The organism is Glutamicibacter sp. St.4D3, from assembly GCF_059728615.1.
Window position 1 is genome coordinate 883,871 of record NZ_AP039380.1, and the last position, 11,721, is coordinate 895,591.

At 65.8% G+C, this 11,721-nt stretch carries 10 protein-coding genes; 8 read left to right on the plus strand and 2 right to left on the minus strand.

Annotated features, from left to right (window positions below; all coding sequences use genetic code 11):
* Positions 1-26: 26 nt before the first annotated feature.
* Positions 27-1,208 (minus strand): sensor histidine kinase, encoded by a 1,182-nt coding sequence (locus AC6I21_RS04060; RefSeq protein ID WP_138925840.1) that lies wholly within the window; start codon positions 1,206-1,208, stop codon positions 27-29.
* Positions 1,209-1,406: 198 nt separating this feature from the next.
* Between AC6I21_RS04060 and AC6I21_RS04065 the strand changes: the two genes are divergently transcribed.
* Both AC6I21_RS04065 and AC6I21_RS04070 read left to right on the plus strand, forming a co-directional pair.
* Positions 1,407-1,751: a DUF485 domain-containing protein gene (locus AC6I21_RS04065; RefSeq protein ID WP_054821422.1), complete on the plus strand. Its 345-nt coding sequence runs from the start codon at positions 1,407-1,409 to the stop codon at positions 1,749-1,751.
* Positions 1,752-3,374 (plus strand): monocarboxylic acid transporter, encoded by a 1,623-nt coding sequence (locus AC6I21_RS04070; RefSeq protein WP_497763123.1) that lies wholly within the window; start codon positions 1,752-1,754, stop codon positions 3,372-3,374.
* 193 nt (positions 3,375-3,567) lie between these two features.
* On the opposite strand, the gene AC6I21_RS04075 is transcribed toward AC6I21_RS04070, so the two are convergent.
* Positions 3,568-4,092, minus strand: coding sequence for an Lrp/AsnC family transcriptional regulator (locus tag AC6I21_RS04075; RefSeq protein ID WP_446754812.1), 525 nt, complete (start codon positions 4,090-4,092; stop codon positions 3,568-3,570).
* 151 nt (positions 4,093-4,243) lie between these two features.
* Here AC6I21_RS04075 and pdhA point away from each other — a divergent pair, with 151 nt between their 5' ends.
* The 6 genes from pdhA (at position 4,244) to AC6I21_RS04105 (ending at position 11,719) form a co-directional block, all read left to right on the plus strand.
* Positions 4,244-5,365: a pyruvate dehydrogenase (acetyl-transferring) E1 component subunit alpha gene (gene pdhA, locus AC6I21_RS04080; protein WP_138173382.1), complete on the plus strand. Its 1,122-nt coding sequence runs from the start codon at positions 4,244-4,246 to the stop codon at positions 5,363-5,365.
* The gene (locus AC6I21_RS04085) at positions 5,362-6,366 is read left to right on the plus strand and encodes an alpha-ketoacid dehydrogenase subunit beta (protein WP_138925845.1); all 1,005 of its coding nucleotides are present in this window, start codon (positions 5,362-5,364) and stop codon (positions 6,364-6,366) included. The genes pdhA and AC6I21_RS04085 overlap by 4 nt, the downstream gene beginning before the upstream one ends.
* Complete coding sequence (locus tag AC6I21_RS04090; protein WP_497763124.1) at positions 6,363-7,760, plus strand: dihydrolipoamide acetyltransferase family protein; 1,398 nt, start codon at positions 6,363-6,365, stop codon at positions 7,758-7,760. The genes AC6I21_RS04085 and AC6I21_RS04090 overlap by 4 nt, the downstream gene beginning before the upstream one ends.
* A gap of 198 nt (positions 7,761-7,958) precedes the next feature.
* Complete coding sequence (locus tag AC6I21_RS04095; protein ID WP_138173376.1) at positions 7,959-9,602, plus strand: peptide ABC transporter substrate-binding protein; 1,644 nt, start codon at positions 7,959-7,961, stop codon at positions 9,600-9,602.
* Positions 9,603-9,786: 184 nt separating this feature from the next.
* On the plus strand, positions 9,787-10,713 hold the full coding sequence (locus tag AC6I21_RS04100) for an ABC transporter permease (protein WP_138925847.1): 927 nt from the start codon (positions 9,787-9,789) through the stop codon (positions 10,711-10,713).
* Positions 10,714-10,744: 31 nt separating this feature from the next.
* Positions 10,745-11,719 (plus strand): ABC transporter permease, encoded by a 975-nt coding sequence (locus AC6I21_RS04105; RefSeq protein ID WP_138173442.1) that lies wholly within the window; start codon positions 10,745-10,747, stop codon positions 11,717-11,719.
* Positions 11,720-11,721: the final 2 nt, after the last annotated feature.

Sequence of the window (11,721 nt, forward strand, 5' to 3'; positions counted from 1 at the left end):
GTTGGGGGCCGAGCCCGCCGCCGTGGCTAGGCGCCGATCTCCGCGTCGGGCAGCGGCACGAACTTGGGGATGCGCAAGGTGATCAGGGTGCCGGCCCCGGGGGCGGTGTCGATCACCAGTCCGTGGCCCGACCCGTAGATCTGGCGCAGACGCACGTCCACGTTGCGCAGCCCCACGTGCAGGTTGGTGGTGGTCCCGGCCAGCACGCTGGAGAGCTTCTGCGGGTCCATCCCGGCCCCGTCGTCCTCGACCTGGATCATCGCGTACTGTCCCTCGTCGGTGGCGGTGATGGAGATCAGCCCGCCGTCGGGTTTGGCCTCCAGGCCGTGGCGCACCGCGTTTTCCACCAGCGGCTGCAGCGAGAGGAACGGGATCTGGGTGGGCAGCACCTCGGGGGCGATCTGCAGGGAGACCCGGATGCGCTCCCCGAACCGGGCCTTTTCCAGCAGCAGGTAGCGGTCGATCGCCTCCAACTCCTCGGCCAGGGTGGTGAAGTCCCCGCGGCGGCGGAAGGAGTAGCGGGTGAAGTCCGCGAACTCGATCACCAGTTCCCGGGCGCGGGCCGGATCGGTGTTGATGAACGAGGCGATCGCGTTCAGCGAGTTGTAGATGAAGTGCGGGGAGATCTGGGCGCGCAGCGCCCGGACCTGGGCCTCGAGCAGCATCGCCTTGGACGCGTCCAGCTCGGCCAGGGACAGCTGGGCCGAAACGAAGGTGGCGACCTCGGAGACGGCGCGCACAAACCCGGCACCGGCGTGCGCGTGCACGGCGCTGACCGCACCGACTGGGGTGCCCGAACGCAGCAGCGGGGCACTGACCAGGGTGGTGCCCGGCAGCTTGTTCACCTGGGTCTTGGAGGTGGCGATCGCGTCCTTGACGGTGCCGCGCAATTCGGCGAGCACCGGCTCGGGCAGGGCCTGGCTGGTTTCAACGCCCAGCTCGGTGGCGGTATCGGAGATCACCAGGCCCTGGCAGCCCAGCAGCTTGCGCAGCGCCCGGGCCGCCTTGGCGGCACTGACCTCGTTCAGCCCCTCGGCCAGGTGCGGGACGGCGACGGACATGTGGTGCAGCGCCTGGAAGGTCGCCTGCTCGGCGTCGGTGCCCATCTCCCGGGTGGAACGCGAAATCCGGAAGCCGAGGAACCCCACGATGGCGATCCCGATGGACGCCACGGTGACGATCAGGGTGATCTCCAAGGCTGTTGACATGCCTCAATCCTAATCACTGCGCCGCCCGGCCGACCGTTCGTCGCGCCCGGGTGTGCCGTTGGGCGCATGATCTTGACCGCTGGCCATGCATGGGGCGCCGGCTACTACCGGGCGCGCGGGGGATCACGCATAGTGAAGTCAGTCACATCGTGCGTGTGGCAGTGATCACACCGCGTAAAGAATCCAAGGAGGAGAGCAATGAGCTCCAACCCGCAACACGACGTCGCCACCGAGGTCGACTTCGTCGCGGAACAGAACTCTGAAGAGTTCGGCGAGCTGCGCAAGACACATCGCAGCTTCGTGTTCCCCATGGCCATCTTTTTCCTCGTGTGGTACTTCGCCTATGTCATCCTGGCGGACTACTTCCACGACTTCATGTCCATCAAGGTGCTCGGCAACATCAACATGGGCATCGTGCTCGGGTTGCTGCAGTTCGTTTCCACCTTCGCCATCACCGCCGCCTACGTGCGGTTCTCCAACAGCAAGCTGGACCCCAAGGCGACCAAGATCCGCGAACGCCTGGAAAAGAAGGGTGTCAAGTAGATGTCCGCATCGATGATCCTGGCCCAGGCGGCCAGCGAGACCACGGCGGGCAACCCGTGGGTGAATATTGCGATCTTCGCCGGCTTCGTCGGGGTAACCCTGGTGATCGTGCTCAAGGCGAGCAAGAACAACAAGACCGCGGCCGACTACTACGCCGGCGGCCGGTCCTTCACCGGAACCCAGAACGGCACCGCCATCGCCGGTGACTACCTCTCCGCCGCCTCGTTCCTGGGCATTGTCGGGGCAATCGCGATCAACGGCTACGACGGGTTCCTGTACTCCATCGGGTTCCTGGTCGCCTGGCTGGTGGCTTTGCTGCTGGTCGCCGAACTGCTGCGCAACACCGGCAAGTTCACCATGGCCGACGTGCTCTCCTTCCGCCTGAAGCAGCGCCCGGTGCGCATCGCCGCGGCGGTCTCCACCCTGGCGGTGTGCGTGTTCTACCTGCTGGCGCAGATGGCCGGCGCCGGTGCGCTGGTCTCCCTGCTGCTGGGCATCGATGAGAAGCTGGGCCAGTCCCTGGTGATCGTGGTCGTCGGCGCGCTGATGATCCTTTACGTACTGGTCGGCGGCATGAAGGGCACCACCTGGGTGCAGATCATCAAGGCCTGCCTGCTGATTGCCGGTACCTTCGTGATGACCATCTGGACCCTGGCGCTGTTCGGCTTCAACTTCTCCGAGCTGCTGGGCACCGCCGCCGAGGTGGCGAACAACCCCGAGATCCTGAACCCGGGCCTGAAGTACGGGGTCAGCGAGACCAGCAAGCTGGACTTCATCTCCCTGGGCCTGGCCCTGGTGCTGGGCACCGCCGGCCTGCCGCACGTGCTGATGCGCTTCTACACGGTTCCCACCGCGAAGGAAGCCCGCAAGTCGGTGGTCTGGGCGATCTGGCTGATCGGTGCCTTCTACCTGTTCACCCTGGTGCTGGGCTACGGCGCCGGTGCGCTGATCGGACCGGACAAGATCCTCGCGGCCCCGGGCGGCGTGAACTCCGCGGCCCCGCTGCTGGCCTACGAACTGGGCGGCACCCTGCTGCTGGGTCTGATCTCCGCGGTCGCGTTCGCAACCATCCTGGCCGTGGTGGCCGGGCTGACCATCACCGCGGCGGCATCCTTCGCCCACGACATCTACTCCTCGGTGCTGGCCAAGGGCAAGAGCACCCCGCAGAAGGAGATGAAGGTGGCCCGCCGCACCGTGTTGGTGATCGGCGTGCTGTCCATCGCCGGTGGCATCGGTGCCCAGGGGCAGAACGTGGCCTTCCTGGTGGCCCTGGCCTTCGCGGTCGCGGCCAGCGCCAACCTGCCGACCATCCTGTACTCGCTGTTCTGGAAGGGCTTCAAGACCCGCGGGGCCCTGTGGTCCATGTACGGTGGCCTGTTCTCGGCCCTGGGCCTGATCATCATCTCCCCGGTGTTCTCCGGTTCGGAGACCTCGATGATCCCGAGCATCGACATGGCGATCTTCCCGCTGTCCAACCCGGGCATCATCTCCATCCCGCTGGCGTTCCTGCTGGGCTGGATCGGCTCGATTACCGATAAGGGCACCGAGGACGCGGTCAAGGCCGCCGAAATGGAAGTCCGTTCGCTCACCGGGGTTGGCGCCGAAAAGGCCGTGGACCACTAGCGAACACCGGCTGCGTCCCGTGGGGCGCGGTCCAAAAAACACCAGAAATCCTCCGGAAGAACCAGTTAGCGGTTCCTTCCGGAGGATTTTTGCGTTGCTCTAAGGCCCGAAAATATTTGAAGTGGGGACAAGCTGGAGCGCAGCGGGAAGATTCCAGGGCCGCTGCGGGGAAGGGGGTGCACCGTGATGGTGCTCAGGCCGGTTTCCCGCAACGGCCCTGCCCGTCCCCGGCCGTTTCGGCGTCGCTGCGGTGTTCTCCCAGGGACATCTCGATCAGCTTCGTGGTGCGGTAGGGCACCAGCTCGGCCATCGACAGGGCCGAGTCCGCGCGCTGCACCCCTTCAATGTTCAGCAGCCGGCCGTGCACCCGGAACAGCTCCTCGGCATTTGCCGCGGCCACCCGCACCAGGATGTCCGCCGACCCGGTCAGCCCATGGGCCTCGATGACCTCCGGGATTTGGCGCAGCTGTTCGGTGATGGTGCCCAGGTGGCGCTGCTGCACGTGCAGTTCCACGAAGGAGAGCAGGCCGAAGCCCAGTGCCGCTGGCGGGATGCGCCGGTCCATCGGATCCAACACCTCGCCCTCCAGCCGGCTGAGCCGGCTCTGCACCGTATTGCGTCCCATCCCCAGGGCGGCGGCGATCGCCGAGGCGCTGCGCCGGGCAACGGAGGACAGGGCCAGCAGAATCCGGCGGTCGGTTGAATCAAGGGCTTGCATAAGGTGCAGGTTAGCACCGTTCGGATCCCAAATATAGTGCATTGTGCGCTAACTGCCGGTGACCCATTGTGCATCCTGCATCTTGTGAGTAGCATCACAGTAAGCGGGAAGATGCCCCCTGCACTTCCCTAGTGACCACGCGAGATTAAGGATGCCGATCGTGTCCACACAACGCATGGATCTTGTGGCTGGGAGCCTACCCACGCACCAGCTGCTCAAGGTCAACGGTGAACGAGAACCCGATGCCGACCTGGATCAGTACCTGGCGGATGTCGACGAGAAGAAGCTGGGCGAACTGCTGCGCGACATGATGGTGCTGCGCCGCATGGACGTCGAGGCCACCGCCCTGCAGCGCCAGGGAGAACTGGGGCTGTGGGCCCCGCTGCTGGGCCAGGAGGCCGCGCAGATCGGTTCGGTGCGCGCCACCAACGACGACGACTTCATTTTTCCCTCCTACCGCGAGCACGGGGTGGCCTGGGCGCGCGGGGTGAAGGCCGAGGACCTGCTCAGCGTCTGGCGCGGGGTGACCCCCAGCGGCTGGGATCCGAACGAGGTGAACATCGCCTGCCAGCAGATCGTGATCGGCGCGCAGGCGCTGCACGCCGCCGGCTACGCGATGGGCATCAAGTTCGACGGCGGCAACCAGGTGGCCCTGGGCTACTTCGGGGACGGGGCCACCAGCCAGGGCGATGTGAACGAGGCGCTGGTCTTCTCCGCCAGCTACCAGGCCCCGGCGCTGTTCTTCTGCCAGAACAACCACTGGGCCATCTCCGAACCAGTGGGCCTGCAGACCCGCACCCAGTTGGCCGACCGCGCCGCCGGGTTCGGCCTGGCCGCCTGGCGGGTGGACGGCAACGACGTGCTGGCGGTGCTGGCGGTGACCCGCGCGGCGCTGGAGCACGTGCGCTCCGGACGCGGCCCGGCCTTCATCGAGGCGGTCACCTACCGGATGGGACCGCACACCACCGCCGATGACCCCACCCGCTACCGCACCGAGCAGGACCTGGCCGAATGGCGCCAGAAGGATCCGATCGACCGGCTGACCCGGCACCTGGAGGTGCTCGGCGCCGACGTGGCCGGGTACGTGGCCCGCGGGGAGCAGGCCGCGGACGAGCTGGCCGCGCAGCTGCGCGCGGCGATCACCTCGATGCCCGACCCGCACCCGGCCGCGCTGTTCGCGCACGTGTACGCGGAAGAGCACGCCCCGCTGGCCAAGGCGGAGCATGACTACCTGCAATACCTTGAAGGCTTCGAGACGGGGGAGGGCCGATGAGCCGCAGCTCAATGATCCAGGCGCTGAACAGCTCACTGCGCGATGCGATGAGCCAGGACGACAAGGTGGTGCTGCTGGGCGAGGACATCGGCACCCTGGGCGGGGTGTTCCGGGTGACCGCCGGGCTGAAGGACGAGTTCGGGGCCGAGCGGGTGATCGACACCCCGTTGGCCGAATCCGGGATTGTGGGTGCCGCGATCGGGCTGGCCTACCGCGGGTACCGCCCAGTGGTGGAGATCCAGTTCGACGGGTTCACCTACCCGGCTTTTGACCAGCTGGTTTCCCAGTTGGCCAAGATGCACTACCGTTCCCGGGGCCGGGTGAAGATGCCGGTGACCGTGCGCATCCCCTACGGCGGGGGCATCGGTTCACCGGAGCACCACTCCGAATCCCCGGAAGCCTACTTCGCGCACACCGCCGGGCTGCGGGTCTATGCCCCCTCCAGCGTGCAGGACGCGTACTCGATGCTGCGCCACGCGATCGCCAGCGATGACCCGGTGATCTTCTTTGAACCCAAGCGCCGCTACCACGAAAGCGCCCAGATCGAGCGGGAAGCGGCCGAGCCCGGTCCGCTGAAGGCCAAGATCGTTCGCCCCGGACAGGACGCGACGGTGATCGGCTACGGGCCAACGGTGTACACCATCACCGAGGCGGCGCAGGCCGCCGAGGATGAGGGAATCAGCCTGGAGGTCATTGACCTGCGCAGCGTGGACCCGCTGGACATGGACACCGTGGTTCAGTCGGTGAAGCACACCGGCAAGGTCGTGATCGTGCACGAGGCCGGCCCGACCGCCGGAATGGGGGCGGAAATCGCCACCCAGATCACCGAACGCTGCTTTGACTACCTGGAGCACGCCCCGGTGCGGGTCACCGGCTTCGACATCCCCTACCCGCCCTCACGATTGGAGAAACACCACCTGCCGGATCTGGATCGCATCCTGACCGGCGTGGACACCGTCATGCGCCGCAACGAATCCGCCCACCAGGTGAGTGCCCTATGAACGCCACACAGATTTTCAAGCTGCCCGACCTGGGTGAAGGACTGACCGAATCCGAGGTGCTGAACTGGAAGATCCAGGTCGGCGAGCAGGTGGAGCTGAACCAGGTGATCGCCGAGGTGGAAACCGCCAAGGCCGTGGTTGAGCTGCCCTCCCCGTACTCGGGAGTGGTGGAGCAGATCCACGCCGAGGCCGGGGAAGTGGTCCCGGTGGGCAGCCCGCTGGTGACCTTCGGCGACGGGGCCGGGGGCGCTGGCCAGGCTCCCTCCGGCGCGGACGGGTCCGGGACCACCAAACGCACCCCGACCCTGGTCGGCTACGGCGCCGAACCCTCCACCGGCAAGCGTCCGGCCCGCAAGGCCCGGCGCGGGCCGGGAACCACCCAGGCGCCGGGACGGAGCGCGCCCGAACCGGAGACGCCGGCCGCTGCGGCCCCGAATACGCCGGCAGAGAGCCCGGGTGAAGTCCTGGACCTGGACGCGCGGTCCACGGTGCCGCGCAGCACCCCTCCGGTGCGCAAGTTCGCCCGGGACCACGGCATTGACCTGAATGAGGTGACCGGCAGCGGCCGGGACGGGCTGATCGTGCGGGCCGACGTGGAGGCGGTGCTGGCGGCCCGCGGCACGCAGGCCACCGCCGGGCAGCAGCCTGCCGTCGCGCAGGGACAGCCGCCCGCGCCCTCGCCCGCGGCACAGGACGAGGACCGGGTGGTGAAGATCAGTGCGGTGCGCCGCGCGACGGCCAAGGCGATGGTCGACTCCGCCTTCAGCGCCCCGCACGTCACCGAGTTCTTGACCGTGGATGTCACCGCGAGCCTGGAACTGATCGAGCAGCTCAAGCAGCACCCGAGCCTGCGGGGGAAGCACGTGAACTTCACGACCCTGCTGGCCCTGGTCAGCACCCGGCTGCTGGCCACCCACCGCGCCATCAACGCCAGTTGGGATGGGGAGAACGGGCAGATCATCGAACGCGGCTCGGTGAACCTGGGGATGGCGGTGTCCACCGACCGGGGACTGCTGGTTCCGGTGGTGCCGGCCGCGCAGCGCCTGTCACTGGGCGAGCTGGCCGAGGCGCTGTCGGGCATCATCGAACAGGGCCGGGCCGGGACGCTGTCCCCGGCGCAGCTCAGCGGCGGTACGTTCTCAATCACGAACGTGGGAGTCTTCGGCGTGGATGCCGGTACACCCATCTTGCCGCCGGGTCAAGCGGCAATCCTCGCCGTGGGGCAGATCAAGCGCCGTCCGTGGGAGTACCGGGACGAGCTGGCGCTGCGCCACACGGCCACGCTGGCGCTGTCCTTCGACCACCGGCTGATCGACGGGAAGGAGGGCAGCCAGTTCCTCGCGGACCTCGGAGGTGTGCTGGAAAATCCGGGGCTGATCAACCTTTTCAGATAATCGCGGGACCGTGACGCTGGCGCCATTTTCCCATGTGTGCATATCAGGCGGATAACAATCCGCAAAATATGTGAATGTTCATTAGTTGTTTCGGAATGTTTGCTGTAACGTCTTTCACTAGTGCTGCGGCTCACTAGTGCCGCGGGACAAAGACTGTTCGTTGTAGCGAACTGCAACTCAAAGTTGAGGAGAAATAGGATGCGATACTCGCAGGCATCCAAGGCGCTGGCGCTGTCCGCGGCCTTGGCGCTAACCCTAACCGCTTGCGGTGGTGGCTCGTCCGACGAAGGTGGCAACGGATCCGCTGAGGGTGGCGGCGACACCTCGAAGGTCATTAGCGCTAATACCACCGAACCGCAGAACGGCCTGCTGCCGGCCAACACCAACGAGGTTGGTGGCGGCCGCATCATGGACATGATCTTCACCGGCCTGGTCAGCTACGACGCTGACGGCAAGGTCGTCAACGAGATCGCCGAGTCGATCGAGACCGAGGACTCGCAGAACTACACCATCAAGATCAAGGAAGGCCAGACCTTCTCCGACGGTTCCCCGGTGACCGCGGCATCCTTCGTCGACGCCTGGAACTTTGGCGCCGCAGCGAAGAACGCGCAGCTGAACTCCTACTTCTTCGAGTCCATCAAGGGCTACGACGAGGTCATCAAGAAGGACGCGAAGACCGACGAGATGGAAGGGCTGAAGGTTGTGGACGACCACACCTTCACCGTGGAACTGAGCCAGCCGGAGTCCGACTTCCCGCTGCGCCTGGGATACACGGCCTTCTACCCGCTGCCGGAGGCCGCGTATGACGACCCGAAGGCCTTCGGCGAGAAGCCGGTGGGCAACGGCCCGTACAAGTTGACCGAGTGGAACCACGACGTCAACCTGAAGCTGGAGCCGAACGAGAGCTACGACGGTCCGCGCAAGGCGCAGAACGCCGGCATCGACTTCAAGGTCTACCAGTCCACCGAGTCGGCCTACCAGGACCTGCTGTCGAACAACCTCGACGTGCTGGACCAGGTGCCGCCAAGCGCATTGGCGCAGTTCCAGGATGACCTCGGGGACCGTTCGGTCAACTCGCCGTACGCCGGCAACGCGACCATCACCATCCCGAACTACATCGACCACTTTGGCCAGGACGAGGAAGGCAACCTGCGTCGCCAGGCGATTTCCCGCGCGATCGACCGCCAGCAGATCATCGACAAGATCTACTTCGGCAACAAGGTCATCGCCAAGGAATTCACCGCCCCGGTCCTGGAAGGCTACTCGGACTCGATTCCGGGCAGCGAGGTGCTGGAGTTCAACGTGGACGAAGCCAAGAAGCTGTGGGAGGAAGCGAACAAGATCAATGAATGGTCTGGCGCTTCGCTGTCCATCGGCTACAACGTCGACGGTGCCGGCAACAAGGAATACGTCGAGGCCGTGGTGAACCAGATCAAGAACAACCTGGGCATCGACGCCACTCCGGAGCCGTTCACCTCCTTCAAGGCCCTGCGTGACAAGGTCACCGCCAAGGACATGAAGGGCGGCTTCCGCACCGGCTGGCAGGCCGACTACCCGTCGCTGTACAACTTCCTCGGAGCCCTGTACGGCACCGGCGCCGGCTCGAACGACGGCGACTACTCCTCGAAGGAATTCGACCAGAAGCTCTCGGAGGGCTTGGCTGCCAAGACCCCCGAGGACGGCGCGAAGATCTTCAACGAAGCCCAGGAGATCCTGTTCAAGGACCTGCCGGCCATCCCGCTGTGGTACCAGGCAGTCCAGGGCGGCTGGAGCGACAACGTCTCCAACGTCGAATTCGGGTGGAACGGCGTGCCGCTCTACTACGAGATCACCGGCAAGTAATTCGCGAGTGGCCTGAGCCGTGGAAGCGGTTCGGGTGCTTGTGCACGGCGAAGGGAGACCCTCCTGCGTGTGGGTCTCCCTTTGACGTGTCACTTCACCAAGCTTGCGCGTCCGGCAATATCCGACGGAAATGAGGAAAGACAATGGCCCAGTGCCCTACCGCATCATGGAGTGAGACCCAGCCATGATTACATTTACGCTACGAAGGTTCCTGCAGCTGATACCGGTGTTCCTCGGTGCCACCCTGCTGGTCTACTTCCTGGTCTTCGCGACCCCTGGTGACCCCATCCAGGCGCTGTCCGGCGGTAAGCCGATGTCCCCGGCGGTAGAGTCCGCCCTGCGCGCCCAGTACAACCTGGACAAGCCGTTCTGGGTGCAGTATGCCCTGTACCTCAAGAGCCTGGTGACCTTCGACTTGGGCACCACCTTCTCCGGCCAGGAAGTGCGCGACGTGCTGGCCCGGGCCTTCCCGGTCACTGCGCGCCTGGCCGTGATGGCCCTGGCCATCGAATCGGTCTTCGGCATCATCTTCGGCGTCATCGCCGGGATGCGCAAGGGCAAGATCTTCGACTCCACCGTGCTGATCGCCTCGCTGATCGTGATCGCCGTGCCGACCTTCGTGCTGGGCTTCGTGCTGCAGTACGTGGTGGGCGTGCAACTGCAGTGGGCCAAGCCAACCGTTTCCGGGGGCGCGCGCTGGGATGAGCTGATCCTGCCGGCCGTGGTGCTGGGCCTGGTGTCCTTCGCCTACGTGCTGCGCCTGACCCGTACCTCGATCATTGAGAACAAGCAGGCCGACTACGTGCGCACCGCCACCGCCAAGGGGCTGAGCCGCAACCGCGTGATCACCGTGCACATCCTGCGCAACTCGCTGATCCCAGTGGTCACCTACCTGGGCGCCGACCTCGGTGCCCTGATGGGCGGCGCGATCGTCACCGAGGGCATCTTCAACGTGCCCGGGGTGGGCCACCTGCTCTACCAGGCGATCCAGAAGGGCGAAACGCCCACCGTGGTGGCCGTGGTTGGGGTGCTGGTGATCGTGTTCGTGCTCGCCAACCTGATCGTTGACCTGCTCTACGCCCTGCTTGACCCGAGGATCCGTTATGCCTGAGAACATCACACCAACTAATGCCTCCGGCGGCATGGAACCCAACCGCCGGGCCGGGAAGGTCTCCAAGTACCACATCCCGCACTACGTCGCCCCGCTGGACGAAACGCCGCTGAAGGCCGTGGACGCGGTGGAGGAAACCAGCAAGCCGCTGTCCATGTGGGCCGAGGCCTGGCGTTCGCTGCGCAAGCAGCCGCTGTTCATCATCTCGGTCATCATGATTTTGGCGGTGCTGTTCGTCGCCGCGCTGCCCGGGGTGCTCACCGGCAACGACCCGCTGCAGTGCGATCTGATGAACTCCAACTCCCCGGCCACCGAAGGCCACCCCATGGGCTTCAACTTCCAGGGCTGCGACATCTACTCCCGCGTCATCTACGGCACCCGGGCCTCCCTGCTGGTGGGCGTGATGACCACGATCTTCGTGGTGATCATCGGTGGTTCCATTGGCGCCCTGGCTGGCTACTACGGCGGCTGGCTGGATGCGGTGCTGGCCCGCATCGGTGACATTTTCTTCGCCCTGCCGCTGATCCTGGGCGCCATCATCGTGATGCAGCTGCCGGCGTTCCGCGAGAACAAGAGCGTGTGGACGGTGATCGTGACCTTGACGATCTTCGGCTGGCCGCAGGTGGCCCGCATCGCCCGCGGTGCGGTCATCGAATCGCGCGCGGCCGACTACGTGAAGGCCTCCCGGGCCCTGGGCCTGTCCAAGTTCAGTGCCCTGGTCAAGCACGTGATCCCGAACTCGCTGGCCCCGATCATCGTGATCGCGACCGTGAACCTGGGCATCTACATCGTGGCCGAGGCGACGCTGTCCTTCCTGGGCATTGGCCTGCCGCCGGACGTGATGAGCTGGGGTAACGATATCGCCGCAGCCCAGACCCAGCTGCGCAACAACCCGTGGGTGCTGTTCTGGCCCGCACTGTTCCTCTCCGCCACCGTGCTCAGCTTCATCATGCTCGGCGATGCCGTGCGTGATGCGCTGGATCCCAAGTCCCGGAAGGGGGCCTAGTC